27 protein-coding genes are annotated in these 25,471 nt (G+C 58.0%); 21 read left to right on the forward strand and 6 right to left on the reverse strand.

From position 1 onward, the window contains the following. Positions 1-267 precede the first annotated feature (267 nt). Complete coding sequence (gene rluC / locus AB5Y68_RS03870; RefSeq protein WP_234704008.1) at positions 268-1,212, forward strand: 23S rRNA pseudouridine(955/2504/2580) synthase RluC; 945 nt, start codon at positions 268-270, stop codon at positions 1,210-1,212. A gap of 52 nt (positions 1,213-1,264) precedes the next feature. On the opposite strand, the gene AB5Y68_RS03875 is transcribed toward rluC, so the two are convergent. Then, complete coding sequence (locus AB5Y68_RS03875; protein WP_039041173.1) at positions 1,265-1,846, reverse strand: nucleoside triphosphate pyrophosphatase; 582 nt, start codon at positions 1,844-1,846, stop codon at positions 1,265-1,267. Positions 1,847-2,029: 183 nt separating this feature from the next. Between AB5Y68_RS03875 and AB5Y68_RS03880 the strand changes: the two genes are divergently transcribed. The 16 genes from AB5Y68_RS03880 to AB5Y68_RS03955 all read left to right on the forward strand — a co-directional run bounded on the left by AB5Y68_RS03880 (position 2,030) and on the right by AB5Y68_RS03955 (position 15,031). Next, on the forward strand, positions 2,030-2,659 hold the full coding sequence (locus AB5Y68_RS03880; RefSeq protein ID WP_323883728.1) for an START domain-containing protein: 630 nt from the start codon (positions 2,030-2,032) through the stop codon (positions 2,657-2,659). 196 nt (positions 2,660-2,855) lie between these two features. Then, positions 2,856-3,377 (forward strand): 23S rRNA accumulation protein YceD, encoded by a 522-nt coding sequence (yceD, locus tag AB5Y68_RS03885; protein WP_029314532.1) that lies wholly within the window; start codon positions 2,856-2,858, stop codon positions 3,375-3,377. 20 nt (positions 3,378-3,397) lie between these two features. After that, complete coding sequence (gene rpmF, locus AB5Y68_RS03890) at positions 3,398-3,565, forward strand: 50S ribosomal protein L32 (RefSeq protein WP_005300935.1); 168 nt, start codon at positions 3,398-3,400, stop codon at positions 3,563-3,565. 9 nt (positions 3,566-3,574) lie between these two features. Then, the gene (gene plsX, locus AB5Y68_RS03895) at positions 3,575-4,594 is read left to right on the forward strand and encodes a phosphate acyltransferase PlsX (RefSeq protein ID WP_039041172.1); all 1,020 of its coding nucleotides are present in this window, start codon (positions 3,575-3,577) and stop codon (positions 4,592-4,594) included. Between the two features lie 6 nt (positions 4,595-4,600). Beyond that, a complete protein-coding gene (locus AB5Y68_RS03900; RefSeq protein WP_039041171.1) occupies positions 4,601-5,560 on the forward strand; it encodes a beta-ketoacyl-ACP synthase III in 960 nt (319 codons plus the stop codon). 66 nt (positions 5,561-5,626) lie between these two features. Then, on the forward strand, positions 5,627-6,562 hold the full coding sequence (gene fabD / locus AB5Y68_RS03905; RefSeq protein WP_039041170.1) for an ACP S-malonyltransferase: 936 nt from the start codon (positions 5,627-5,629) through the stop codon (positions 6,560-6,562). A gap of 13 nt (positions 6,563-6,575) precedes the next feature. Continuing rightward, on the forward strand, positions 6,576-7,310 hold the full coding sequence (gene fabG, locus AB5Y68_RS03910; RefSeq protein WP_039041169.1) for a 3-oxoacyl-ACP reductase FabG: 735 nt from the start codon (positions 6,576-6,578) through the stop codon (positions 7,308-7,310). A 157-nt stretch (positions 7,311-7,467) separates the two neighbouring features. Continuing rightward, positions 7,468-7,704, forward strand: coding sequence for an acyl carrier protein (gene acpP, locus AB5Y68_RS03915; protein WP_005300909.1), 237 nt, complete (start codon positions 7,468-7,470; stop codon positions 7,702-7,704). Between the two features lie 81 nt (positions 7,705-7,785). Continuing rightward, positions 7,786-9,027 carry a beta-ketoacyl-ACP synthase II gene (gene fabF / locus AB5Y68_RS03920; RefSeq protein WP_039041168.1) on the forward strand — a complete coding sequence of 414 codons (1,242 nt, stop codon included), beginning with the start codon at positions 7,786-7,788 and terminating at the stop codon, positions 9,025-9,027. Positions 9,028-9,093: 66 nt separating this feature from the next. Continuing rightward, entirely contained in the window at positions 9,094-9,900 is an 807-nt protein-coding gene (gene pabC / locus AB5Y68_RS03925; RefSeq protein ID WP_039041167.1) for an aminodeoxychorismate lyase, read from the forward strand. Further along, complete coding sequence (gene mltG, locus AB5Y68_RS03930) at positions 9,890-10,891, forward strand: endolytic transglycosylase MltG (RefSeq protein ID WP_029314535.1); 1,002 nt, start codon at positions 9,890-9,892, stop codon at positions 10,889-10,891. The genes pabC and mltG overlap by 11 nt, the downstream gene beginning before the upstream one ends. Then, a complete protein-coding gene (tmk, locus tag AB5Y68_RS03935; RefSeq protein WP_039041166.1) occupies positions 10,891-11,532 on the forward strand; it encodes a dTMP kinase in 642 nt (213 codons plus the stop codon). The genes mltG and tmk overlap by 1 nt, the downstream gene beginning before the upstream one ends. Continuing rightward, positions 11,517-12,464 (forward strand): DNA polymerase III subunit delta', encoded by a 948-nt coding sequence (gene holB, locus AB5Y68_RS03940; RefSeq protein WP_039041165.1) that lies wholly within the window; start codon positions 11,517-11,519, stop codon positions 12,462-12,464. The genes tmk and holB overlap by 16 nt, the downstream gene beginning before the upstream one ends. A 12-nt stretch (positions 12,465-12,476) precedes the next feature. Further along, the gene (locus AB5Y68_RS03945) at positions 12,477-13,256 is read left to right on the forward strand and encodes a TatD family hydrolase (RefSeq protein WP_039041164.1); all 780 of its coding nucleotides are present in this window, start codon (positions 12,477-12,479) and stop codon (positions 13,254-13,256) included. A 299-nt stretch (positions 13,257-13,555) separates the two neighbouring features. Next, positions 13,556-14,584 (forward strand): tyrosine-type recombinase/integrase, encoded by a 1,029-nt coding sequence (locus tag AB5Y68_RS03950; protein ID WP_039041163.1) that lies wholly within the window; start codon positions 13,556-13,558, stop codon positions 14,582-14,584. 162 nt (positions 14,585-14,746) lie between these two features. Beyond that, positions 14,747-15,031, forward strand: coding sequence for a RepB family protein (locus AB5Y68_RS03955; protein WP_039041162.1), 285 nt, complete (start codon positions 14,747-14,749; stop codon positions 15,029-15,031). A gap of 234 nt (positions 15,032-15,265) precedes the next feature. Here AB5Y68_RS03955 and rsmF read toward each other — a convergent pair whose 3' ends face one another. The 4 genes from rsmF to AB5Y68_RS03975 all read right to left on the reverse strand — a co-directional run bounded on the left by rsmF (position 15,266) and on the right by AB5Y68_RS03975 (position 20,660). Continuing rightward, positions 15,266-16,696 (reverse strand): 16S rRNA (cytosine(1407)-C(5))-methyltransferase RsmF, encoded by a 1,431-nt coding sequence (rsmF, locus tag AB5Y68_RS03960; protein ID WP_039041161.1) that lies wholly within the window; start codon positions 16,694-16,696, stop codon positions 15,266-15,268. A 129-nt stretch (positions 16,697-16,825) separates the two neighbouring features. Continuing rightward, positions 16,826-19,378: an MlaD family protein gene (locus AB5Y68_RS03965; RefSeq protein ID WP_039041160.1), complete on the reverse strand. Its 2,553-nt coding sequence runs from the start codon at positions 19,376-19,378 to the stop codon at positions 16,826-16,828. Between the two features lie 51 nt (positions 19,379-19,429). Then, positions 19,430-20,038 carry a paraquat-inducible protein A gene (locus tag AB5Y68_RS03970; protein ID WP_010674753.1) on the reverse strand — a complete coding sequence of 203 codons (609 nt, stop codon included), beginning with the start codon at positions 20,036-20,038 and terminating at the stop codon, positions 19,430-19,432. Further along, complete coding sequence (locus tag AB5Y68_RS03975; protein WP_010674754.1) at positions 20,016-20,660, reverse strand: paraquat-inducible protein A; 645 nt, start codon at positions 20,658-20,660, stop codon at positions 20,016-20,018. The genes AB5Y68_RS03970 and AB5Y68_RS03975 overlap by 23 nt, the downstream gene beginning before the upstream one ends. A gap of 220 nt (positions 20,661-20,880) precedes the next feature. Here AB5Y68_RS03975 and AB5Y68_RS03980 point away from each other — a divergent pair, with 220 nt between their 5' ends. Beyond that, complete coding sequence (locus AB5Y68_RS03980; protein ID WP_039041159.1) at positions 20,881-21,186, forward strand: YebG family protein; 306 nt, start codon at positions 20,881-20,883, stop codon at positions 21,184-21,186. Between the two features lie 307 nt (positions 21,187-21,493). Continuing rightward, on the forward strand, positions 21,494-22,774 hold the full coding sequence (locus AB5Y68_RS03985; protein WP_162483106.1) for a site-specific integrase: 1,281 nt from the start codon (positions 21,494-21,496) through the stop codon (positions 22,772-22,774). A 305-nt stretch (positions 22,775-23,079) separates the two neighbouring features. Here the strand turns inward: AB5Y68_RS03985 and AB5Y68_RS03990 are convergent, their stop codons facing one another. Continuing rightward, positions 23,080-23,265: a hypothetical protein gene (locus AB5Y68_RS03990; RefSeq protein WP_039041157.1), complete on the reverse strand. Its 186-nt coding sequence runs from the start codon at positions 23,263-23,265 to the stop codon at positions 23,080-23,082. Positions 23,266-23,645: 380 nt separating this feature from the next. Here AB5Y68_RS03990 and AB5Y68_RS03995 point away from each other — a divergent pair, with 380 nt between their 5' ends. Together AB5Y68_RS03995 and AB5Y68_RS04000 are read left to right on the forward strand one after the other, a co-directional pair. After that, a complete protein-coding gene (locus AB5Y68_RS03995; protein ID WP_039041155.1) occupies positions 23,646-24,554 on the forward strand; it encodes a phage replication initiation factor in 909 nt (302 codons plus the stop codon). A gap of 50 nt (positions 24,555-24,604) precedes the next feature. Then, positions 24,605-25,458, forward strand: a protein-coding gene (locus AB5Y68_RS04000) for an IS5 family transposase (protein ID WP_368206892.1) whose coding sequence is annotated in 2 segments (ribosomal slippage) — positions 24,605-24,947 and positions 24,947-25,458 — 855 coding nt in all. Because the reading frame shifts where the segments join, the coding sequence is not laid out codon by codon here. The last annotated feature ends 13 nt before the right edge of the window (positions 25,459-25,471 follow it).

The following is a 25,471-nucleotide window of genomic DNA, read 5'->3' on the forward strand; positions in this document are numbered from 1 at the left end:
CGTGAATTAAGGATACCGATGTGGAGACAATTTACGTCGGTTCTGTTTGTGTTCTCCATGCGTTGTACCTCGCACCCGGGAACCGTCATGTTCTTGTATACACGGTGTTTCGGGATTGGGTGGCATACATTTTGGCCACTTAGTACAAGGCTTGAACACAATGACAAAACCTTGTTTATTATCCCATTTAAACCACTTTTATAGCAAGACGCCATTTTTTAACAAAGCATGGAGCCAAGGGCTGTCAGCGGTGTTAAAATCCGCGCCATGACACAGATACATCAACAAGTGCAGCTGCTCACCATCGAAGCTGAGCATGACGGGCAGCGCATCGACAATTTTCTCAAGACTCAGTTAAAGGGCGTCCCCAAGAGCCTGATTTATCGCATCCTTCGAAAAGGGGAGGTGCGGGTCAACAAGAAGCGCATCAAACCGGAATACAAGCTTTGTGCCGGTGACGAGGTGCGGGTGCCCCCCGTGCGTGTGGCCGAGAAGAATGAGTTGCCTTCTGCCAACCTCGGCAGCATCCAGCGTCTGGAGAGCCAGATCCTGTTTGAAGACGATGCCATGATAGTGCTCAACAAGCCGTCCGGCATGGCAGTGCACGGCGGCAGCGGCCTCAGCTTTGGCGTCATCGAAGGGCTGCGTGCCCTGCGCCCCGAAGCCCGTTTCCTCGAACTGGTGCACCGGCTGGATCGCGACACCTCCGGCGTGCTGCTGGTTGCCAAGAAGCGCAGTGCCCTGCGCAGGCTGCACGAGCAGCTGCGGGTCAAGACCATGCGCAAGCAGTATCTGGCGCTGGTGCGCGGCCAGTGGCAACCCCACGTCAAGGTGGTCAATGCGCCACTTCGCAAAAATGATCTGCAATCCGGCGAGCGGGTGGTGCGGGTCAGCAGCGATGGCAAACCCTCCGAGACCCGGTTCCGGATTGCCCGTCAATTTGCCGAAGCCACCCTGGTCGAGTGCAGCCCCATCACTGGCCGTACTCACCAGATCCGTGTCCACACCCAGCACGCCGGCCATCCCATCGCCTGCGATGACAAATATGGTGAGGCCGGGTTTGATGAAAAAATGCGGGGGCAGGGGCTAAAGCGTCTGTTCCTGCACGCCTGGAAGCTCACCTTTACTCATCCGGTAGATGAGCGGGAGATGCAGGTGGAAGCGCCATTGTCACCGGAGCTTGAGGCGTTCCTCGCCAAGCTGCCACGCTGACAGCCATGAAAAACGGGAGCCTTGGCTCCCGTTTTTCATGGCAGAGTTCTTGTTATGGCAGAGCCAGGCCGTGGCGACCCAGGAGATCAACCAAGCCTATCAGGGGAAGACCGACAAGGGCGTTGGGATCGCGCCCCTCCAGCGCCTTGAACAAGACGATGCCCATTCCCTCGCATTTGAAGCTGCCGGCACAATCCAGAGGACGTTCGGCCTCCACATAGCGACGGATGGCGGCTTCGTCGAGCGAGCGAAAATGCACGGTGAAAGGCTCGACGAGCTGCTCGGCATGGCCATTTGCAGCATTGATCACACAGAGCCCGGTGTAAAAGATGACACGCTTGCCTTGTGCCCGCCGCAACTGCTCGACCGCCTTCTCCACCGTGCCGGGTTTGCCGAGGATCTGCCCGTCACAGACGCACACCTGATCTGAACCGATGATCAATCCTTGATCACGATCAGCAGCAACCGCACTCGCCTTGGCAAACGCCAATCTGCTGACCAGGGCTTCCGCGGTCTCCCCGTGTCGCGCCGTCTCATCGACTTGAGGCGCGGCACAGTGAAACGGCTGACCGAGTTTTTCCAGCAAGGTCTTGCGGTAGGACGAGGTGGACGCGAGAATCAAGGAAGGCTGCATGTTGTGATGATATCCATTTATAAATCAATTGGTTGATTCTATCTGTGCAGATGGGGCCACGCAAACAGGAGATGTCTACAGCGGGACTCGCCTAATTAGCGGGAAGCATGCATGCTGAGGGAACCACAGCGCAAACACAAGAGATCGGAATTGAGCGTGATGACACGATATGCGGCCTTGGTCATGGCACTGATCTCCTTCGCCAGCTGGGCAGGGACATGGCAACTTCGCCAGGGGGATGAGGGGGTGATGCTTTGGACCCAGCCACATCCTCCGACCTCTTTTCAGGCCTTACGTCTGGAGATGCGCGTGAATGCCGATCCTGGCGCGCTGATCACGGTGCTGCGGAACACGGCGCGCCATGAAGAGTGGTTGCCCCAGAGCCGTGAAGTCAGGGTGCTGGCCAGATCGGGTCCCGACGATGATCTGGTCTATACCCGCCTGGCGTCTCCCTGGCCGGTGCAAGACAGGGAGCTCATCACCCGCTCCCATCTGAGTCGACGCATCGATTGCGGCCTGACTCTCGAGGTGTGGGCAGAGCCGAATGCCCTGCCACTGCATGCAGGGCTGTTCCGGATCCAGGAAAGCGCCGGACGGTGGGAGGCGCTACCCCAACGGGATGGCAGCACACTCGTTCGGCTCGAAACCTATACCAACCCGGGCAACAACTTGCCGGGTTGGCTGGTCAATCCCATTGCCATCAAGGCTGCCGTGGGCAGTTTCAAAGCCATACGCCGACTGATGGAAGCCGAGCCCAGAGTGGCTGCGACACCAGGCCTGCTGGGGAGCGACCCGCGCTGTTCTGCCACCTGATGAGACACCAAGGAGCACATCCGGTGGACAGACAGGGGAGGGGAACAGGATCCTGTGCCAGATCCTGCACGATATGGCATAATCGGCCACCGATGAGCACAAGTTCCTCTTGCAGGGGCCTGTGAAGGTAAAATCATCGGCGGTAAGGACTTTTTCCTTTGACTATCCCTTGTTGGACCTATAATATTCGCGCCCTATGCAAAAGGTGAAGTTGCCCGTTAAGGTTGATCCAGTCCGTAATGCCTTGAAGCTACTCGATTATGTCGGGATAGTGGAAAAGTCGCAGATGCCCAGGCTGGAGGAATCAACCGAAGGCTTGCGAAGTGATGTGGATGTCACACTGCACTTTGGCAAAGATGTCCAGAAGTTGACCGTTATGAAAGGCACTGCCCATGCCAAGGTCGACCTGGTTTGCCAGCGTTGTGGTGAGACATTTGAACACCTTTGTGAAGCTAGTTTTATTTACACTCCGCTGTTCGAAAGAACAAACGAGGAAGAACTGCCGGAAGCTTATGAGCCCATTGAATTGGACGAAAACGGCGAGATAGATCTTCATCAAATCCTGGAGGATGAACTCATCCTCTCGTTGCCTCAGGTAGCCATGCATCCGGTGGATGTGTGTCCCAGAGGAAACATGGAGATGACCTGGGGTGAAATCGAACCTGCTGATGAGCGGCCGAATCCCTTTGCAGTTCTTGAAGCGCTCAAACGTAAGTGAATTTTAGGAGTTAGCCTACCATGGCCGTACAACAGAACCGTAAAACCCGCGCCAAGCGTGGCATGCGTCGTTCCCACGATGCGCTGACCACCGCTGCCCTGACTGTTGATCAGACCAGTGGCGAAATTCATCGTCGTCACCACGTGACTGCCGATGGTTTCTACCGCGGTAAAAAGGTAATCGCTTAAGGATTGCCTTTGTCTACGCAAACTGTCGCGCTAGACATAATGGGGGGAGATATCGGCCCCTCGGAAACAGTGCCTGCCGCCGTGCAGGCACTGTCTCTTCTACCCCAGCTAAAACTTGTTCTGGTCGGTGATCAACACCAGACCGCCCCTCTTCTGCAGCAATATGGCCTGCTCAATCACCCTCGCGTTCGTCTCGTGCATGCCTCCCAGGTCGTGGGCATGGGCGAAAAGCCTATCGTGGCGCTGCGTACCCTGAAAGACTCCTCCATGCGCGTGACCCTGGATCTGGTCAAGAGCGGCGCTGCCGATGCCTGTGTCAGTGCAGGCAACACCGGTGCCTTGATGGCCATGGCCAAGTGCGTGCTCAAATCCTTGCCCGGTGTTGACCGGCCAGCCCTCATCAAGGCTCTGCCCACATTGGGTGGAAAACGGACCGTGATGCTGGATCTGGGTGCGAACGTGAGCTGCGATGCCGACACCCTGCTGCAATTTGCCGTGATGGGCGCCGTGGTCGCAGAGAAGGTGGAGGGGATACCTTCACCCAGAGTGGCACTGCTCAACGTGGGGGAGGAGGAGATCAAGGGCAACGACCTGGTGCGCCACAGCGCCGAGTTGCTGCGCCAATGCTCCGCCCTGAATTTTGTCGGTTTTATCGAGGGTGACAGGATCTTCAGCGGCGAGTGCGACGTGATCGTCTGCGACGGTTTCGTGGGCAACGTGGCGCTCAAGACCGCGGAGGGCGTGGTGCGGATGATGGCTGAACTGGCCGGATATCCGCGTAAAAAACGCAGTTTTCTTGGGCGACTCGCCGGATTTATGTTCAAACGGCGTTTCTCTTACCTGAACCCCGACCAGTATAATGGCGCGAGTCTGTTAGGATTGCGCGGCATTGTGGTAAAAAGCCATGGGCGGGCCGAGCGCCGCGCTCTGTGTCATGCGATTCTGCTGGCCGCACAAGAAGCCAGACATCAACTTCCATTGCAAATTGCAGATCGCCTTGAATCTGTCTTTTCCGACAGGGATTTATAAAACTCTATGCATAGCAAAATTCTGGGTACTGGCAGTTATCTGCCGAGTTCGGTTCGTACCAACGCCGATCTTGAACAGATGGTTGAAACCAGTGACGAATGGATCGTGGAACGCACCGGGATCCGTGAACGCCGTATCGCCGGAGCCGACGAAACCGTCGCGACCCTTTCTCATCAGGCGGCCTTGCGTGCGCTTGATGCGGCAGGTCTGACTGCCGCCGATCTGGACATGATAGTGCTGGCCACCACCAGCGCAGAGAATGCCTTCCCAGCTGCTGCCTGTGAACTGCAGGGGCTGCTTGACGTACCGGGGATCCCGGCCTTTGACGTAGCCGCCGCCTGTGCCGGCTTTACATATGCTCTCGCCATCGCCGATCAGTTCGTCAAATCCGGCGCTGCTCGCCACGTGCTGGTTGTCGGTGCGGACGTGCTGTCACGCATGTGCGATCCCGAGGATCGCGGCACCATCATCCTGTTCGGGGATGGGGCAGGGGCCGTGGTCATCGGTGCCAGCGAAACGCCGGGCATTCTCTCCACCCATCTGCATGCGGATGGCCGTTACGGCGATCTGCTCAAGCTGCCGCAGCCGCGCCGCGGCATGCCGGGGGCCGAGCTTGAAGCCTACATGTACATGAAGGGCAACGATGTGTTCAAGGTAGCGGTCACCCGTTTGAGCGAGATCGTCACCGAGACCCTGGCCGCCGCCGGCATCGCGCCGAGCGAGCTGGACTGGCTGGTGCCTCATCAGGCCAACTTCCGCATCATCAGCGCCACCGCCAAGAAGCTTGGCATGGGGCTGGACAAGGTAGTGCTGACCCTCGACAAGCACGGCAACACCTCTGCCGCCTCCGTGCCCATCGCCTTTGATGAAGGGGTGCGTGATGGTCGCATCAAACCAGGCCAGCTGGTCCTGCTGGAAGCCTTCGGCGGCGGTTTTGCCTGGGGCTCTGCGCTGGTTCGCCTCTGATACCGAGCGGTGCCCGGTCCTCGGGCGCCCGCTTACCGAATTCGTCTTACCTTAAAGGAATCAATGATGACCCGATTTGCCATTGCCTTCCCGGGACAAGGCTCCCAGAGCGTCGGCATGCTGGCCGAGCTGGCCGAGCAACACGCCGTGATTAAAGAGACCTTCGCCGAGGCGAGCCAGGTGCTGGGTTATGACCTGTTTGCCCTGGTGATGGCAGGCCCGGCCGAGGATCTCAACAAGACCTGGCGTACCCAGCCTGCACTGTTGACCGCCTCCGTCGCGCTGTGGCGCCTGTGGCAGCAACAGGGGGGGGCAACCCCCGTCGTGATGGCCGGCCACAGCCTGGGGGAATACTCCGCTCTGGTGTGCAGCGGCGCGCTGGCGTTTGCCGATGCCGTCAAACTGGTCGAGCTGCGTGGTCTGGCCATGCAGGAAGCCGTACCGGAAGGCACTGGCGCCATGGCTGCCATCATCGGTCTGGACAACGAAAGCATCGCTGCCAACTGTGAGAAAGCGGCCCAGGGGCAGGTGGTCTCTCCGGTCAACTTCAACTCTCCGGGCCAGGTGGTCATCGCCGGCCACAAAGAGGCGGTCGAGCGTGCCAACGTGCTGATGAAAGAGTCAGGTGCCAAGCGTGCTCTGCCGCTGCCGGTCTCCGTACCCTCCCACTGCGCCCTGATGAAACCGGCCGCAGAAAAGCTGGCCGCCGCCCTGGATGGGATCGAGATCAAGGTTCCTGCCATCGCCGTCATCAATAATGTCGACGTCTCTTGTGAGCAGGATCCTGCCGCCATCAAGCAAGCCCTGGTGCGTCAGCTGTTCAGCCCGGTTCGCTGGACTGAAACGGTAGAGCGCATGGCAAACGACGGTGTTACCCTCGAAATCGAGATGGGCCCGGGCAAGGTGTTGACCGGCCTGGCCAAGCGTATCGATGCGCGAGTGGAAGGTATTCACGCCAACGACGTCGCCTCGTTCGAGCAGGCGCTGGCCCAGATCAAGTAAACAGGAGCAAGTCATGAGTTTTACCGATAAGGTTGTGTTGGTCACTGGCGCCAGCCGTGGCATTGGTCGTGCGATTGCGGAGACGTTTGCTGCTCGTGGTGCCAAGGTCGTGGGTACTGCGACCAGCGAGAGCGGCGCCGAAGCGATCAGTGCTTACCTGGGTGAGCAAGGCTGCGGCATGGCACTGAACGTGACCAGTCAGGAATCCATCGAAACCGTCTTCGCTGCCATTAAGGCGCGTTTTGGCGACATCGACATCCTGATCAACAACGCCGGCATCACCCGCGACAACCTGCTGATGCGGATGAAGGATGACGAGTGGAACGAGATCATCGACACCAATCTCACCTCCCTGTACCGTCTGAGCAAGCCAGTATTGCGAGCCATGATGAAGAAGCGCAACGGTCGCATCATCAGCATCGGTTCCGTGGTCGGCACCATGGGCAACGCCGGTCAGGTCAACTATGCTGCTGCCAAGGCTGGTCTGGTTGGCTTTACCAAGTCGCTGGCCCGTGAAGTGGCATCCCGTGGCATCACGGTGAATGCGGTTGCTCCCGGTTTCATCGAGACCGACATGACCAAGGCGCTCAACGAAGAGCAGCGCGCCGGCATCATGAATCAGGTGCCTGCCGCCCGTTTGGGCGATCCGAAAGAAATTGCTGCCGCTGTGGTATTCTTGGCATCGGATGATGCCGCCTATATTACCGGCGAAACCCTGCATGTTAATGGCGGGATGTACATGGTGTAATCAATTTGTCGTGAGTTCTGTTCAAATTTGCGATAATACGCCGAAGTTTGGCGAATTTCGTGGTTTGACCAGCGGCAAGTCACTTGCAAACTCACGTCAATTGAATACACTACCCCAACCAGACGCAATAGCGTATTTTTAAAGGAAAATTCAGGTCATGAGCAACATCGAAGAACGCGTAAAGAAAATCATCATCGAACAACTGGGTGTTAAAGAAGAAGACGTGAAGAACGCTGCCTCCTTCGTCGACGACCTGGGCGCTGACTCTTTGGATACCGTTGAACTGGTAATGGCGCTGGAAGAAGAATTCGATACCGAAATTCCTGATGAAGAAGCCGAGAAGATCACCACTGTTCAAGCGGCTATCGACTACATCACCGCTAATCAGGAATAAGTTCCTGTTCTGAAAGAAGCGGCCCAAGGGCCGCTTCTTTTATGTTTACCCCTTTCAAAACACCTCTCGGAGACTACCTCAGTGTCAAAACGCAGAGTCGTGGTGACCGGCTTGGGGATGCTTTCCCCGGTAGGCAACACTGCCGAATCCAGCTGGCAAGCCCTGCTCAACGGGCAGAGCGGCATTTCCCTCATCGACCACTTTGATGCAAGCGAGTTCGCAACCCGTTTCGCAGGCCTGGTCAAGGATTTCGACCCCGAAGAGTTCGGCATCAACCGCAAAGAAGCCCGCAAGATGGATCTCTTCATCCAGTATGGCGTGGCGGCGGGTGTTCAGGCCCTGGAAGATTCCGGCCTGATCATCAACGAAGAGAACGCGGAGCGGGTAGGCGTTGCCATCGGCTCTGGTATCGGCGGTCTGGGTCTGATTGAGCAGAACCACAGCAGCCTCATCAATGGCGGCCCCCGCAAACTGAGCCCTTTCTTCGTTCCGTCCACCATCATCAATATGGTGTCCGGTCATCTTTCCATCATGAAAGGCATGCAGGGCCCGAACATCGCCGTGACAACCGCCTGTACCACGGGTACCCATGCCATCGGCATGGCTGGCCGGATGATCGCCTATGGCGATGCGGACGTGATGGTCGCCGGTGGTGCCGAGAAAGCCTCCACCCCCATGGGCATGGGCGGCTTTGCCGCTGCCAAGGCGCTCTCCACCCGCAATGACGAACCGCAGAAGGCGAGCCGCCCCTGGGACAAGGATCGCGACGGTTTCGTGCTGGGCGACGGTGCCGGCGTGCTGGTGCTGGAAGAGTATGAACATGCCAAGGCCCGCGGCGCCAAGATCTATGCCGAGCTGGTCGGCTTTGGCATGAGTGGGGATGCCTATCACATGACGGCCCCTCCCTCGGACGGCGATGGTGGCGCACGCGCCATGAAGAACGCCATCAAGGATGCTGGCATCGCACCCGAGCAGATCGGTTACATCAATGCCCACGGTACCTCTACCCCCCTTGGGGATGTGGCAGAGCTGCGCGGCATGAAGAAGGTGTTTGGTGAACATGCCAGCGCCCTGATGGTCAGTTCCACCAAGTCCATGACAGGCCACCTGTTGGGGGCGGCTGGCGCCATCGAGGCGATCATCACCGTGCTCTCTCTGCGTGACCAGATGGTGCCTCCTACCATCAACCTGGACAACCCGGATGATGAGTGCGACCTGGATCTGGTGCCGCATGTTGCCAAGGCCGGCAGCTTCGAATATGCCCTCTCCAATTCCTTCGGTTTTGGCGGCACCAATGGCTCCCTGATCTTCAAACGCGTATAATTCGCTCTGGGCGAATGATAAGGCCCGATACGGTAGTATCGGGCCTTTTTTATCGGAGGGATCCCCTTGCTGATTAATGGAATACCCACAGAAACACTGTCAGCCAGGGATCGTGGACTGGCATACGGTGATGGTCATTTCACCACCATGCTGGTGAGGGAAGGGAAGGTACTCTGGTGGCAGGACCATCTGGCCCGGCTGCAACATGCCAACGCCCGGCTTGGTTTTGGCGAGCACTCCTGGGACCTGCTTGCCGACGAGGCGGCGCAGCTTGCTTCTGGGCAGACACAGGCTGTCGTCAAGATAATGCTGACCCGGGGCGCCGGTGGGCGGGGATATGACGGCGCAGGCTGTGACACGCCCACTCGCATCGTCTCTTTGGCACCTTATCCTGAGCATTATCATGATTGGCAGCAAACCGGTATCAATGCCCTGGTATGCCAGCAGCAGCTTGGGGAGAGTCCCATGCTCGCCGGTCTCAAGACGCTGGGGCGCCTCGAACAAGTGATGCTGAAGCGCGAACTTGCTGCGCGTGGCGGGGTCGAAGGTATAGTCTTGAACAGCCGGGGATTTCTGGTAGAAGGGGTCAGCGCCAATCTGTTTTGGCGTCGTGGCAGGACGGTGTTCACACCGGATCTCACCCGCGCCGGGATCGATGGCATCATGCGCAAGCGTGTGATGACGATGCTTAAACAGATGGGCATTGAACTGCGTGTCGTAGAGGCTCCATTGGAGTCACTCTGGCAGGCGGAAGAGGTCTGGCTGACCAATACCCTGATGGGGATTGTCCCGGTCACCAGCATCGGGGATATGCACTATCCCAGTCCGGTATTGATCCGCCGTTTACAGGAGCGCTTGGTCATTGAAGTTTAATCGGCTTTACACCCTGCTCGCGGGGGCGGCACTCTCTGTCGCCGTTGCCGGAGGGTACGTGTATCACAAGTGGCAACAGGTGGAGACGCTCACCAACAAGGGGCCAACCCGCCTCTTTACCGTCGAAAAAGGCGCCCATGCGGCGCGCCTGATTGCCGAACTGGGGGAGGGGGAAACCAGCCCCTGGGCGGTGCGTCTCTGGTTGCGCGGTCATCCCGAACTGGTGGCCATCAAGTCCGGCACCTATGAGATCAAGGAAGGGGCGCCGCTCAAGGAGACTCTCTCTCTCTTTGCTTCCGGCAAGGAGTTTCACTTCAGCCTGACCTTTGTCGAAGGGTCCCGATTTGAGGATTGGCTGAAGCAACTTTCCAGCGCCCCCTATCTGGAGCGCCTGACTCTGGAGCAGAGCGAAACCGAGCTGGCTCAGGAACTCGGCATCGAAAATGGCAAGCTGGAGGGGTGGTTCCTGCCTGAAACCTACGCCTATACCACTCATGCCAGCGATCTCTCCATCCTGCGCCGCGCCTATCAGGACATGAAAACGTTCCTGGAGGCTTCCTGGGAGAAGCGTCAGGCCAATCTGCCCTACAAGACACCCTATGAGGCGCTCATCATGGCCTCCATCATCGAAAAAGAGACGGGCCAACCGGATGAACGGGCCCAGATTGCTTCTGTGTTCGTCAACCGTCTACGCCTTGGCATGAAGTTGCAGACCGACCCTACCGTTATCTACGGGGTGAAGGAGAGGTACGATGGTAACATTCGCCGCAGCGATTTGACCGACGTGAACCCCTACAACACCTATGTGATCGACGGTCTGCCTCCGACGCCCATCGCCATGCCGGGCAAGGCCTCCATCGAGGCGGCGCTCAACCCCAAATCGACCGACTATCTCTACTTCGTTGCCAAGGGGGGCGGTGCCCACTACTTCTCCAAGACCCTCGATGAACACAATCGGGCGGTACGTGAATACATATTGAAGAAACCCTAATGTCTAAATTTATCGTGATTGAAGGATTGGAAGGGGCAGGGAAGAGCTCTGCGGTGCGCTATGTCACCGACTATCTGCAAGCCCACGGTGTGGCGCAGATCGAGTGCACCCGGGAGCCAGGAGGTACGCCGCTGGCGGAGCGCATGCGGGCCATCGTCAAGGAAGTGCATGACGAGCGCCTGACCGTCGAGGCCGAGCTGTTGTTGATGTACGCCTCCCGGGTTCAACTGGTGGAGACCCGGATCAAGCCTGCCCTGGCAGACGGTATCTGGGTAGTGGGCGATCGCCATGATCTCTCCTCCCAGGCCTATCAGGGGGGGGGCCGCGGCATCGATGCGAACCTCATCGGCGCCATCAAACGGGCGGTCCTCGGGGATTTCAAGCCGGATCTGACCCTCTATCTCGACATCGATCCTGCCATCGGCTTGCAGCGGGCCCGCCATCGCGGCGAGCTGGACAGAATTGAGCTGGAGCAGATCGGCTTCTTTGAACGTACCCGCCAGTGTTACCTCGAGTTGGCGGCCGCCGATGATTCCATCCAGGTCATCGATGCCGGGTTGCCCCCGGAGCAAGTCAAAGCCGCCATCGAGGCAGTCCTTGAGCATTATCTGGCAAGCGAGGGGCTATGTATCCCTGGCTGATCCCGGATTGGCATGCCCTGAGCGAGACGGCCCGGGCCGGACGGCTCGGGCACGCCTGGTTGCTGCTAGGCGATCCCGGTCTTGGCAAGGAGCAGCTTGCAGAGCGACTGGCGCGACTGCACCTGTGTCAGCATCCACAACGAGGTGAGCCCTGCGGTCAGTGCCACTCCTGCCAGCTTTTTGAGAAGGGGCATCACCCGGATCTTGGCACCCTGGGGCCCGAGGGCAAGACCATAGGTGTCGAAGCCATCCGGGAGATTTGCAGCCGCCTCCAGAGCACGTCCCAGCTCGGTCGCGGCAAGGTGGTGATCATTCAGGAGGCGGAGCGCATGACGGAGTCTGCCGCCAATGCTTTGCTGAAGACGCTGGAAGAGCCGGCTGGCGACAGTCTGTTGCTGCTCATCGCATCCCGGGTATCTCGCCTGCTCCCCACCATCTTGAGCCGTTGTCACAAGCATGTCTGCCAGCTCCCCTCTGAGGGGGAGACCCTTGCCTGGCTCGCCGAGCAGGGCCATCAGGCCACCCAGGCCCAGGTGCGGATCTGCCAGGGTGCGCCGCTGCGGGTGCTGAGCTACATCGAAGCACAGCAAGATGATGCCAGACGGGCATTGCTCGACGGATTTGTCTCGCTGGCATCGGCCCCCACCCGTGCGGCGAATGTCTGTGCCCAGTTGGCCGAGGATACTCAGGTCCGGCTGCACTGGTTGCAGCTCTTCTTGTGCGATGCCCTCAAGCTTCAGGCTGGCTGCGGCCATCATCAACTGGCAATGCCGGATCTTGCATCACTCAGCCAGCAACTGGCAGAAAGACACTCCAGCGAACGGCTCCTGGAAGCTGAACAGCAGCTGGTTGTGCTGAAAGAGGCTTGTCAGCCAGGGCAGCTTTCCAATCCCACCATCCATTTGATGAACTGGCTCAATCGCTGGTTATAAACAAGGTTGTCTATGTTACTCGTTGATTCCCATTGCCATCTCGATCGCTTGAGTTATGGCTCCAAGCAGACCGACATGGCCGATGTACTGGCCAAGGCGGCGCAGCAGAGCGTGGGATATTTTCTCTGCGTGAGTGTGACCCAGGCCCAGTTCCCGACCATGATGGAGGCCATCGCCCCCCATCCCCAGGTGTTTGCCTCCTGCGGTGTTCACCCGCTCAATCAGGATCCCGGGGTGGATGCTGCCTTGCTGCTGACTCAGGCGGCCGATGAGAGAGTGGTGGCCATCGGCGAAACCGGGCTCGACTACTTCTATTCACCGGAAAACAAGGATGTACAGCAAGCCTCTTTCCGCGAACATATCCGGGTAGCCCGGGCACTGAACAAACCGCTCATCATCCACACCCGGGATGCCCAGGAAGACACGCTGCGGATCATGCGAGAGGAGGGGGCCGAACAGGTGGGCGGAGTGCTGCACTGCTTCACCGAGTCCCTCGAAATGGCCGAGGCCGCGATGGCAATGGGGTTCTATATTTCCATCTCGGGGATAGCCACCTTCAAGAACGCCTCAGCCCTGCAGGCCGTGGTCAAGGCGTTGCCCCTGGAGCGACTGCTGGTTGAAACCGACTCTCCCTATCTGGCACCGGTTCCGCACCGGGGGAGGGAGAACGAGCCGGCCTTTGTTCGCGACGTTGCCCAATTTATCGCGGATCTTCGCCAGATTCCGCTCGCCGAATTGGCGGAGGCCACCAGCCACAATTTCTTCGAATTGTTCAAGTTGGCAAAGCGATAACAGACAACGCCCCGCATAGCGGGGCGTTTTACTATGACAATCTGCACTATCACGGTCCATCCAAAAACAATCATGCCAAGTTGTTATCTCTCACTTTGTATGGTGGATGCTGACGAGATCAAATCGCCAGCACCTGATAAAACAGAGCAGGGATGACAGAATGCTTGAGGAATAAATGAGGGCGCTGAAATGGGTTAAAGCAGTCTTCATAAATATCGATAATATTCATTATCGATACTTGATAGATCTGGATGATCCTGTAAGATCCACCGAAACTCCGCTTTAAATCATAGAGTTAAGTGAACTACCCACGCCTTCAAAACCCAGTTCAGCAATCCTTGCAAAGCGTCTTCGATCCTCAGCTGAACAGCCGGGCAAGACGCTTTCTGCGCAGCGCTAAAGCCGACTCCACCCTCAATGCCTATCAGGCAGATACCCGCATCTTTGTCTCCTGGTGCCAGCTCCACGGGCTGGATCCCTTGCAGACGACACACCACGACATCATGAATTTTTTGGCGGATCAGGCCGACGGCATCCTGGCCAACTGGGTCTGGCTGGACAAAGAAGAAGGGAAGGGGGAGCTTCGCAACGGGGAACCTCGTAAACCGGCCACCCTGGTAAGACGACTTGCCGGCATTCGCTATGCCTTCAAGCAGAAGGGGATCCACCCCATGCCGACCGAGCATGCGGAGATAAAGGAGATGATGCGGGGCATAGTACGGCTCGGTGATAACCGCAAACGCAAAACGGGGGCGCTGACCCTGAAACCATTGGCCTGCGTGCTGGACGAGATAGATACCAGCAACCTGGCGGGACTTCGGGATTACACCCTGTTGCTCCTGATGTTCAGTGGCGCTTTGCGCCGGTCGGAAGCAGCCAGGATCGAGGTGAATGACGTGCAGTTTGTGGGGCAGGGGATACGCCTTTGTCTCAAACCAAGCAAACATCAGCTCCATGAATCGGAGATAGCACTCATTCCAGGTACCCGGTATTGCCCGGTCTCTGCACTGCAACAATGGCTGAAAAAAAGCCGGATTGCTGAGGGCCCCCTGTTTCGCCGGATGAATCGCTGGGGACAGCTGATGACAGACCCCCTGGGGCCGCAAGGTATCAACTTGATGATCAAGCGGCGAACCGGCCAGGCCATCGACGATCTCCATGTCAGTGGCCACAGTTTGCGGCGGGGGTTCATCACCTCGGCGGTGACGGCGGGCAAACCGATGAACAAGATCATCGAGGTGACAAGGCACAAGGACATGCGCACCTTGCAGGAATATTTCGATGATGCACACAAGTTCTCGGATCACGCCCTGGATGGGTTGTTATAGAAAACCGCGTCCCTGTTTTTTTATGTTAAATGATATCCTGTTGATCTGATGGTATATTCAATTCGTCCTCCACAGACATCATGACGGTGGGGGAGTCGTAATCCGATTTACTTTCGTAGAAGATGCCAACGAAAAATGAGAGATAACATTCACGATATAGACATGTCGGAAGGTCACGATAGCCAGGAATTGAAGAAAAGCGCCGCGCAAGAGAATGCCGAGCGTCAGCGCCAGCATGTGAAGCGCAAGCAGGAGAGTCACAGCCGGTTGCAGTGCTGGATAAGCAACCGTCACGCCGAGCGGCTGCATGAACTCGGCCTGCATCTGGAAGACAGTCAGGCCTCCATCATTGAGCAGGCAATCGATCTGCTCTATCAGCACGAACTGCAACAAACGACTAACGCGCAGCAGAGCGATATCCCCGAGTCGGCAGACATGCTCGAATAGACGATGGTATCGTGCCGGCATGGTTGAAAAAGGAAGACAAAAAAAGCCAGGTACGAATTCCTTGTACCTGGCATAGGGGAATTGGCTCCTTGCAGAGCCGTGCGCTAACTGGTATGCGGATAGCCTTAAGCTTAGACAAGGCTCTAGGCATTTCAAGAACCGGATAAAAGTTCAACCAGAGTGGGGGTTTTTCAGACTCGAACAGGCGCTGTTTTTGCTCGAGCGACCCCACTCTCACGCATTGAACAGGTTGTTGTCCCGTACCAGCTCCCGGGGCAGGGCATTCTTGATGCGACTCCCCACCCATTTCCCCATGCCGAGCGGGTGCCCCTGGTAACGAACGATCACTTCCCCACTCCCGGCATCCTGCTCTGGCCAGACATCTCGTCCCATCATGAATTCACGGGCATTGGCGGCATCCAGCTCGACGCATCCCTTGCTCGCCTCATGGCCGTAAGCCAGAGCCCATTCATGGGTCAATCGATATCCCTTCTTGAAGGTCTCAGCCAGCTTGATGCCGATGCGATCGAAGCGCAGCTTCCCCTGTACCTGCTCGAAGGCGTGAGGGAAGAGCCAGATCTCGTCATTGCGGCCAAACAGTTGGCCATGGGGCACGATGCCAAAATTCCCTTCAATCTCCCGCAGCATGGGGCCGGCCTCTTTCTCTGGCAGCGGTGAGAAGGGGAACTTGCCGAGCTTGCCCGGTTTGAACATGGTGTTGGGCACGGAGTGATGCTTGCGCAACCGGGCGACGAAAAAGCCCTCACTGTCGAAGATCTGGGGCCACACATGCAGGTATCCCTCCGGCGTACAGGCTTTCTCCGCTCCCGGAAAGAGATCGGCCAACGAGTCAAAGCTGAAGGCATCGCCGAACTTCTCTTGCAGTGACTGGCAGACGTCCTGGTTCTCTTGCAGGCTCAGGGTGCAGGTGGAGTAGACCAGTACGCCGCCGGGTTTGAGGGCGTGAAAAGCACTCTCCAGCAGGCCACGCTGCACCGCGGCGATCTCCTCGATGCTCTCCAGGCTCCAGTTGCGCAGTGCGTCTTCATCTTTTCGCACCGTCCCCTCGCCGGAGCAGGGGGCGTCGAGCAGGATGGCGTCGAAGGTTTCCGGCAGCCATTGGCCAAAGACCTTGGCATCGAAATGGGTCATGCCGACGTTGGTCACACCGCAGCGCTGGATATTGGCGCTCAGTACTTTCAACCTGCTGCTGGAAAACTCGTTGGCGATCAGCATGCCGCGGTTCTCCATCAGCGCCGCGATCTGGGTAGTCTTGGAGCCAGGGGCGGCGGCCGCGTCCAGCAACATACCATCCCGTCTGGTTTGCTCACTGGCAAAGAGCGCCGTCACCGGCAACATGGAGCTCGCTTCCTGAATATAGAAGAGACCGCACAGATGCTCGGCCGTGTTGCCAAGGGGGACGCTCTCATCACTGCGGGTGAGCCAGAAGCCGGTTTCACACCAGGGCACGGGATCCAGCTGCCAGCCAAGCGGCGCCATGCGGGCGACAAACTCGGATACCGTGATCTTGAGGGTGTTGACCCGGATGCTGCGCCGCAGCGGCTGCCGGCAACTCGCCACGAATGCCTCCATGGAGAGATGGGATGGCATGAACTCCGCAATGTGACGCAGGAAGTGATCGGGGAGGTAGGTGTTGTCGTGCACGGCGCAATCTCGCTGACCCAAAATGAGGGGCGACATCTTACCACAGTGCGCCGCCCTTCTTGATGGGAGAGTCCATGAGGCCATAAAAAAACCGGCACAAGGCCGGTTTTTGACGAGCAGGGGAATAACTCAGGGCAAGATGCGGGGACTCCACTCCAGCCACTCTTTTTCCGCCTTGGCATGAAGCGGATAACGATGGCCCGCCTTGACGGTCGCGCCCATCTCCCGCTCCGGCGTATTGAAGGCAATCCCGCCCGCCAGCAGGCTTTGCACCGTTTCGACCTCGATGGTGCCACCGGTCAGCCCGATATCGGCCTTGACCCCGGAGACATTCCAGAAGCGGCTGTTGGCGCGTATCAGATGGGCGTACTGTCCATCCACATTCACATCGATCAGTACCTCGCTGCCATCCCGGGCCAGGGTCACGCCGGTGACGCTGCCCACCACCATCTTGCGAAACAGCAGGGGGCTGCCCACGCTGATGCCATCGACGGAGGGGCTCTTGAGGGTCAGGGCAAGACCGGCGGGGCCACTCTGGCTCAAGGGGAAGGTCTCCTTGCCAGCCCCTCGGCCCGGTGTCGCCTCCACAAAGGCCCCCTTGATCAGGGTATCGAGGTGGGCAACGCCCCCCAGCCCGACCTTGGCCTGTACCAGGGCATAGCGCGCCCCGGATTGCAGGAAACGCGCGGCATATTGCTCATTCAGCTCGGCCTTGAAGCTTACCTGGCCCAGGGTCGGGTCCAGTTCCACCTGCTCCACCTTGCCGATGTCCACTCCGCGATAGCGGATGGGGCTGCCGACCCCGAGACCCGGGTTGTGATCCGCCGTGAGCGTGAGGGTGCGCACCTGGGAGCTTGCCTGCTCCTTGCTGTCAAAGAGCTGATGACTGCTGCGACCTGTCCCCAGCTTGTCGAATTCGATGGCGCCACGCAGCAGGGTGGCGAGGTTCCCCATCTTGACCTGCACGCCGTCGAGCCGGATCTTGCCGTCGATGGCGGCCTTCTTCCAGAACTGGGGTTGCTGCTTGAGCAAAGGAGCATAGATGGCATCGATCTCCAGGGTGATGGCCACCCCGCGATCATCGGCATCCAGCGCCTTGACCTTGCCCGCTTCCAGTCCCAGGTAGAGGACGGGGGAGCCCACACCGATACCATCAGCCTGAGCGGCACGCAGCGTCCAGCTGACCGCTTTGGCATGGCGGCTCCCAAGCAGGGCCAGCTCCTGGCTGGGGTAGAGGCGGTCAATCCTGTCACCCTTCGCAGCCTGTACCAGCTTGATGCCCCCCGCCAACCAGGCACTGGCCGGGCTGGTCTCCACCTTGATACCGCTGAGGTCCGCCTCCACCTGCAAGGGAGCGGCGCGATAGAAGCGAGCCCGTTGCAGCAGATGGCGATAACGCTCGTTCACCAGCAACTCGACACTGGCATTGCCGCCAGCATCCAGGGTCAGTGCCCCGAGCTGACCTATCTGCAACCCCTTGAACCAGAGCGGAGCCCCTTCGCTCAAACCGGCGAGATCCTCTGCCTGCAGGGTCAGCTTGATGCCGCCGCGCTGTGCCTGGCTCTCCAGGGTCATGGTGTTTACCCGTTTACCGGGTTCATAGTCCAGACGAATGGCGGGCCCGGCCAGCAGGCGATCCGCATGCTTGATCCCGGCAGGGGAGAGAGAGACCGTCTCCCACACCAGACGACTCTTGCCGGTCACCCGGAACGCCTGTTCGGGGTTGATGAGGGCCGTCACGCTCCGTCCCTGTTCGGTGAGGCGAATAGGGTCGACTCGTCCAATCTCGATGCCCTCATAGAGGATGGGCATCCCTTCCTTGATGGGCAGAGTCCCCGCCTGGATGGTGATGCGCTCACCCCGGGCGGCCTCGGCCAACCCCTTGTAGAGGATGAAGTTGACCCCCTTTTGCGCCACGGGAGAATCCTTGGGGGAGTCAAACGCAATGCCGCCGCTCAGGATGGAGGTGAGGCTGCCCGCCTCCACGCTGACGCCAGCCAGGCTGAAGGAGCCCTTGATGCCGCTGATGTTCCAGAAGCGGGTATCCGCCTTGACGAGGTGCTCGAAGCGCGGCTCGATCACCAGATCCAGGACCACGTTCTGGTTCTCTTCCCCAAGACGGGTGTTGATGACACTGCCCACCTCCAGCCCGCGGAAATAGATCTTGGCACCGATGCCCACCGACCCCAGAGAATCGGCTGTCAGGTGCAGGGTGCGCCCTTGGGCCTGATAACCGGGGGGAGGGCCATCCAGGGCATCGAACTCATCCTCCAGCGGGTTGTTCTCCCGTCCGGGTTGCAGGTTGATGTAGTTGCCGGACACCAGGGTGTCCAGGCCGGAGATCTCGGTCAGTGACGCCTTGGGACTCACCAGCCAGAAGTCGGAGCCCTTGCGTATGAGGGAGCGGGCACGGCTGTCCACCTTGGCCAGCACCGCAATCTTGCGACCATCCTGTGCCAGTTCCAGCTCCTGGACCACGCCGATGGCGACCCCCTGATAGCGCAACTGGGTCTTGCCCGGCAAGATACCGTTGCCCTGGGCAAAGTTGATGCGAATGAGTTGACCACTGCTCGTCCACTGCTGGTAGAGAAAGCCTCCCGCCAGCAAGAGGGCGATGAAGGGCAGCAACCAGACCGGGGATAACCAGCGGTGCTTCTCAATGACGGGCTCAGCCCCGACCATACCGACTCCTTACATTGGCTGTGATGCACAGCACGTTCGACACAAAAAACATTAACGGGCCGCCTTGTCCCACAACAGGCGGGTATCGAGCATCCTGGCCGACATCATGGTGAGCACCACCACGCCGGCGAACGCCGTCGCCCCGGGGCCGGCACGCACGTTGAGCAGCACCCCGCGATCCACCAGGGCCACCATCAGCGAGATGACGAACAGGTCCAGCATGGACCAGCGTCCGATGAAATCGATGATGCGGTACATGACGAGCTGGCGTTTGCGGCGCACCGGCTTGCTGCGCTGCAACTGCCAGCAAATCCAGCCAAGACCCAGGATCTTGCCGATGGGCACGATGATGCTAGCCGTCAGTACTATGGTGGCGATGCCGGACATCTTGCTGCGATAGAGCGCCATGATACCGCTGAAAATGGTATCGGACTGCAATAATCCCTTGTTGTAGAAGTGGGTGATGGGCAGCAGGTTTGCAGGCAACAACATGAAGGTGGCCAGCGCCAGCAGGCCCCATGACCAGGCGAGGGAATGGGGGATGCGCATCTGCAAGGGGGTGTGACAACGAGGGCAGCTCATGCCGTGTTGATGGCGCACCAGCAACCCGCAGGTATGGCAGCGGCAAAGCCCCAGTTCACGGGCGCTGATCGGGGACATGGTCCGGCTCCCGGGAGGCGTGTTGCAGCGGAATCCGCTCCCAGTAAGGGGCAGGATCAAAGAGGATCAGCAACGTCATGTTGAGCAGCATCAGACAACCCAGGCTCAGCAGACCGCCTCCCAGGCGCACGTCGGCGATGTCGATGAGCTTGAACAGGGCGACAAGCAGGCTGACGATGTACACCTCCAGCATGGCCCAGTGGCGAAATACCTCGACCGCTTTGAGGGTCCACGCCAGCAGATGCCAGCGCTTGGCCAGGCCGGAGGCGAGGGCAAAGATCCCAAGCAGCAGCCCTGTCGGCGCCAGCACGGCGCACCAGAGCACCAGTGTTGCCACCCAGAGCTCGCTCTCGGCATACAGCATCATAATTCCCTTGATCAGGTTGGCGTCCGAGTTCACGCCCGCCAGACGAAGATAGATCAAAGGCTCAAAAAACGCGGAAGGCAGCAACAGGAATCCGGTGATGGTCAGCGCCATCAACTGGGAAGGGCGAAAGGCATAGCGCCCATAGAGATGCTGATGACAGCGGGGGCAATGGGCGTGACGGCGCAGCGGCAGCAACTTGCGTTCGATCAGCAAGTCACAGGCCGGACAGACAATCACCGAGTGCGGATCCGACATACGATTCAACCTGTTGAAGGAATTGATGAAATTTACCTTAAAACGCCTGCCCTGTCTTGCCGCGCTGCACACCCCCCTTTGAAAAGATGTGTTTTCCGCTGTGAACTGGCCGCCGCCAGCCAAGCAGGGGCTGGCGATGCATGCCGACATGCTGAGGGTATTTGCAATACTGTATATACGTACATATACTTGCGATCACTATCATCAGGAGGGCGCCGCGATGGCCGTTGAGATCAAGTATGTTGTGGTACGTGGGGGAGTGGAGAAGATGACCTTTGCCAGCAAGAAAGAGGCGGATGCCTATGACAAACTGCTGGACACCGCCGATGAGCTGATGACACTGCTGGCGGGTGCGCCTGTCGCGCTTGCACCGGAGCAGCAGGAGAGTCTGGCCTTTTATCTGGCCGAGCAGCGGGATCAGTTGCAGCAGGTATTGCGCGGTGGAAAAGGGCAGGGGAATCCCCCCAAAGAAGACAAGCTGGATACTGAACTGCCAAAGGGGAAGCCCCTGAAGAGCGTGGCTTGAGACGAAAGGGCGGGGAAGGGGATGTGAGGCAGAACCCGCTATCTCATTCATGAAAAGTGCAACTGAAGTCATTTTCACGACTATTTTCCCCGAGGATTTTCCAACCACACTGCATATTCATTGAATATGCCGATTGCTCGTCATCATGGGGTATCACAGCAAGATGCCTCAGGTCGTTGCCCCCAAGGCGCACTGCAACCCCTGATGCCGATAACCCCATTTATCGGCATCAGGGGGTTGCGGCCCCGTTCAAAACATTCAACCGATATCACACACCATCATGATTCATCCAGCACTTCCACCCGCCATGCCACTGTTCGATAGCGTGGACCACCTTGAAGCGGGCAATCCCCAGGTCAACCAGTACCTCGCCACCCTGAGTCTTGGCAAGGTCCCCGACGCGGGGATCGTGTATGAGCTGGCCGTCGACTGGCTGCTGGAGCAGCGCCACAGCGAAAACAACTACAAGACCTATCGCAGTGAGCTGACCACTTTTTTGCACTGGTGTTTTTGCGAGGTGGCCATCAGCCCCAGGGATCTCACCAGGCGCATCATGATGCGCTATCTCGACTATTGCCAGGCGCCACCGTCCGGACTGATTGCCTATCGCAACGTCGCCCAGTTCGTGCTCGACAAGGAGTGGGGGGAACGGTTGCCAAACCCCCTGTGGCGTCCGTTTCTTGGCAAGCGGGAACTGGGCCGGGAGCTGCCGTATCGACTGAGTGAGCAGGCGATGAAGACAAAACTCGCCATTTTGTCCGCCTTCTTCCAGTTTCTCATCCAGGAGGAGTACATGGATCGCAATCCGGCTCTCCTGCTGCAGCGGGTTAAACGTGCGGGCCCCCAGGAGGCTGGTGAAGATGCGCAATCCTTCACCGAGCTGCAATGGTCCTATGTGATGCAAGCCGCCGAACAGCTCGCTGCCGAATGCCCGGCCCAACATGAGCGCAGCCGCTTTCTCATCTGTCTGATGTATGCCTGTTATCTGCGGATTTCCGAGGTGGCGGCCAGGCCGGGTTTCAGCCCCGTCATGGGCCAGTTTCGACGTGACGCCAAAACGGGCGTCTGGGGTTATGACATTCCCCGCAGCAAAGGCGGTAAACGTCGCACCGTGGCCGTTTCTCAGGCTCTGCTCGAAGCCCTGACTCGCTATCGTACCTTTCTTGGACTTTCACCACTGCCGGCCCCCGGGGAACAGACCCCGCTGTTCGTACGCCACAAGGCGGCGGCCCATGGCCGCGAACAAGGCGAACTCAATGCCAATCTGGGTATCCGCCAGCTACGAGACTTGGTAATGGCGGTATTTGAACAGGCCGCAAGCCTTGCCGAACAAGACGGTTTTGCTCAGGATGCCGCTGAAATGCGAACCCTGACGCCACACTCCATTCGCCATACCGGTATCACCCATGACATCAATCTGCACGGACGGCCTTTATCCCACGTACAAGCCGATGCGGGACACGACAGCATCGACACCACCTCCAAGTACCTGCACACCGGCAACCGGGAACGTCACGAGAGTGCCAGCCGCAAGCCGCTGGACCACTTGCTCGACCAGGACCGAAATATGATTGATAACCAGTGGTGAACAAATAAAGCTGCACTCATAACCAAGATGTTGGACCTAAAGGCAATCCTTGATTGACCATGTCCTAGGACTCATAAAATACGACACTGCGCATAATGTGGCTCGGTGGTTATGTTGAGGGTTTGCCCCCTGCCATAATCGCGAAGGGCAGGGGGCCTCAACTAGGCCGCTACGTGGGCCCGCTTGCGGGCATCGTCGCAACGACCGAGAGCCCGTAACATAACCCCGTTTTATGCGCGACCAGGCGCTTTTTCAGATGCAAAAAGGCCCCGCTACAGGCAGGGCCTTTCTAGATCGTGGCGTTTTCATTTCGCCTTCTTTTTCTTCACGTAGTCTTCGTAATCTTCTTCGGTAATCGTCTGAATCCCTTTCAGGATCAGCAGCTTAAGGACTTCCGTATCTTTGAGGCTGGTCTTTGTGGCGATCACTGCTCTGACCGTCTCTGTCTCCACTTTCCTCCATGTCGGATCGTCTATGTGCTTTGTCGGCATATTGATAACTCTGTGTTGAATGTATCACTGCTCATTCTAACCGCTCTGATTCTAAGAAATGATTTTTCTTGACTTCACATTACTTAGATTCTGAGGTTCACCCCACAATCTAATTTCTTAGAAATTGAGATTGGCAAGGAAGTATCATTTTCCAGGGGGTAGGGTGGTGAGTAATCCAGTTCGACCAGAGCGCAATGTGTATTGGCAGGATGAGCCCACGGGCGACATCTCCGCCCCTATTGCTGGGCAAGTCGAGTTCTTCCGCGACCTTGCCGAGCTGGCTTGTTATCTCTCACACACTTACCCAGATTTCGATTTCGTACCCGTCGAGGTGACTGAAGACACTTGGCGCGGCTTCTATGACCAGGGAGTCTTTTTCGATGACTGGTCATGACCCCAAAGTCAAAATTGACTTCCTGTCCTTTACCTTCACGCCGGAACCGCTCAAGCGGATCACCGAGCTGGCAAAACAGGGCGCTTTGCTCAAGGCTATTCCGTGCTTTGATATCAAGTCCTCTGTCTTGTCTGCTGCTATGCCTGCGCCTGCTGTTGATGGCCTGATTTATCGTCGGCCAGTGCCGGCAGTGTCAGCACCGGAAACCAGAGCCCAAGCAACCGAACAACGGTTGAGGGCAGTGGCCTATCCAGAGCCCCTTTATGTTCAAGCCGAGCCGGATGTGCCCTCCGTGGTCACGCCATCTATGACGCAAGCCATGGAAACCGTATTGGCGTCCCAGTACAAGGATCGCGCCGATATTCACCGCGAGTTGAAAGCGGTGTGCTCCAGTTTGCTCGACTTCTCCGAGTTTGAGGTGAATCCATCGGGCAAATATTGGGAGGCTTACAACGACTTGATCCACTCTTACGGCGTGCAGTTCCTTGACTCGCTCTGTTGTTCAGAGCTGGAGATTTTCATTGATGAGCTTAATCACCAGATTGATGTGCCGATTCCTGCGCCTCGCTTTGCTTTCCGCCATCGTCGCGGGGGTCTCCACGGGTATAGCTATAGCGGTGACTTACTTATTGATGGAATTGTTTGTGGCCTTGTCGCTTGGGGATCTGCCAATCACGGTTGCATGGTTTCGTTTACCGGAGCAGGGTGTGATGGACTGGAATTTCACAGTCTTCATCGTGTCATTTCTGGGGTAACTGGCGTTCGTATCACTCGGGTTGATCTGGCCCTGGATGATTACTCAGGCTCGGTTATATCGTATCTCCGCGCGGTTGAGGCGGCGGAGTTAGGCAATTTCCATCCGGCCAGAGGTATGGCCCCTAGGCTGTGTTCTTAAAGTGATGAAGATATAATCTCACATCTTCTCAACAGCTTAAGATCCATTCCGTGTCCCGCCGTTATCAGCTGACTGATGCACAATGGGGGCTTATCGAGCCCCAGTTTCCTTCTCGAAGCCTGATCGGGCGCCCTACCCGTGAACCGCGCCAAGTGCTCGATGGCATTCTCTGGATACTCCACACCGGAGCTCCTTGGCGAGACCTTCCAGAACGTTTCGGACCATGGAATTCGGTCTACAACACCTTCCGGCGTTGGCAGGATGCAGGCCGGATTGATGCCATTCTGGAAGCGCTGCAACTCAAGCTCAATGAAGAAGGGCTCATCGATTTCGACCTGTGGTGCCTGGACGGCTCCAATGTCAGAGCATCCAAAGATGCTGCCGGTGCACGTAAAAAAACACCTCAATGAATCAAGCCCTTGGCCGTTCGCGGGGAGGTTTCGGCAGCAAAATTCACTTGGTCACGGACCGTCATGGCTTACCACTGAGCTTCTGCCTGTCACCGGGGCAATCAGCAGAAATCAGCTATGCAACAAGCGCGTTGGCCATGGCGAGGATACCAACGTCATCAGGTCGCTACCGAACACGGCCAGCGCATCTTGCCGCAGACAAGGCCTATAGCAGCAAAGCCTTTCGAGCCGAGCTACGGCGGAGAAGGATAAAAGCGGTCATTCCGCAACGCAGCGACCAGCAACGGCGCCATAAGGGGCGTCCATTGGTACTGGACAAGGTGCATTACCGCAGGCGCAATGTCGTGGAGCGGTGCTTCGGTTGGTTGAAGAAGTTTCGCCGGTTTTCAACGAGATATGAAAAGCTAGCCAAGAGTTTTGCAGCCTTTATCAAACTGGCTTTTTGCCTTCGCTACTTGCGCGAGTTATGTGTGGACAGAAAACCAGCATTTTGAGAACACAGCCTAG

The sequence above is a fragment of the Aeromonas sp. R6-1 genome, assembly GCF_040908165.1.
Classification (GTDB): Bacteria; Pseudomonadota; Gammaproteobacteria; order Enterobacterales; family Aeromonadaceae; genus Aeromonas; species Aeromonas caviae.

Excerpts from the sequence above, each read along its gene's own strand:
- rluC (WP_234704008.1), top strand. The coding sequence starts at position 268 with ATGACACAGATACATCAACAAGTGCAGCTGCTCACCATCGAAGCTGAG.
- AB5Y68_RS03875 (WP_039041173.1), bottom strand. The coding sequence starts at position 1,846 with ATGCAGCCTTCCTTGATTCTCGCGTCCACCTCGTCCTACCGCAAGACC.
- AB5Y68_RS03880 (WP_323883728.1), top strand. The coding sequence starts at position 2,030 with ATGGCACTGATCTCCTTCGCCAGCTGGGCAGGGACATGGCAACTTCGC.
- yceD (WP_029314532.1), top strand. The coding sequence starts at position 2,856 with ATGCAAAAGGTGAAGTTGCCCGTTAAGGTTGATCCAGTCCGTAATGCC.
- rpmF (WP_005300935.1), top strand. The coding sequence starts at position 3,398 with ATGGCCGTACAACAGAACCGTAAAACCCGCGCCAAGCGTGGCATGCGT.
- AB5Y68_RS03900 (WP_039041171.1), top strand. The coding sequence starts at position 4,601 with ATGCATAGCAAAATTCTGGGTACTGGCAGTTATCTGCCGAGTTCGGTT.
- fabD (WP_039041170.1), top strand. The coding sequence starts at position 5,627 with ATGACCCGATTTGCCATTGCCTTCCCGGGACAAGGCTCCCAGAGCGTC.
- fabG (WP_039041169.1), top strand. The coding sequence starts at position 6,576 with ATGAGTTTTACCGATAAGGTTGTGTTGGTCACTGGCGCCAGCCGTGGC.
- acpP (WP_005300909.1), top strand. The coding sequence starts at position 7,468 with ATGAGCAACATCGAAGAACGCGTAAAGAAAATCATCATCGAACAACTG.
- tmk (WP_039041166.1), top strand. The coding sequence starts at position 10,891 with ATGTCTAAATTTATCGTGATTGAAGGATTGGAAGGGGCAGGGAAGAGC.
- holB (WP_039041165.1), top strand. The coding sequence starts at position 11,517 with ATGTATCCCTGGCTGATCCCGGATTGGCATGCCCTGAGCGAGACGGCC.
- AB5Y68_RS03945 (WP_039041164.1), top strand. The coding sequence starts at position 12,477 with ATGTTACTCGTTGATTCCCATTGCCATCTCGATCGCTTGAGTTATGGC.
- AB5Y68_RS03955 (WP_039041162.1), top strand. The coding sequence starts at position 14,747 with ATGTCGGAAGGTCACGATAGCCAGGAATTGAAGAAAAGCGCCGCGCAA.
- AB5Y68_RS03965 (WP_039041160.1), bottom strand. The coding sequence starts at position 19,378 with ATGGTCGGGGCTGAGCCCGTCATTGAGAAGCACCGCTGGTTATCCCCG.
- AB5Y68_RS03970 (WP_010674753.1), bottom strand. The coding sequence starts at position 20,038 with ATGTCCCCGATCAGCGCCCGTGAACTGGGGCTTTGCCGCTGCCATACC.
- AB5Y68_RS03975 (WP_010674754.1), bottom strand. The coding sequence starts at position 20,660 with ATGTCGGATCCGCACTCGGTGATTGTCTGTCCGGCCTGTGACTTGCTG.
- AB5Y68_RS03980 (WP_039041159.1), top strand. The coding sequence starts at position 20,881 with ATGGCCGTTGAGATCAAGTATGTTGTGGTACGTGGGGGAGTGGAGAAG.
- AB5Y68_RS03985 (WP_162483106.1), top strand. The coding sequence starts at position 21,494 with ATGCCACTGTTCGATAGCGTGGACCACCTTGAAGCGGGCAATCCCCAG.
- AB5Y68_RS03990 (WP_039041157.1), bottom strand. The coding sequence starts at position 23,265 with ATGCCGACAAAGCACATAGACGATCCGACATGGAGGAAAGTGGAGACA.
- AB5Y68_RS03995 (WP_039041155.1), top strand. The coding sequence starts at position 23,646 with ATGACTGGTCATGACCCCAAAGTCAAAATTGACTTCCTGTCCTTTACC.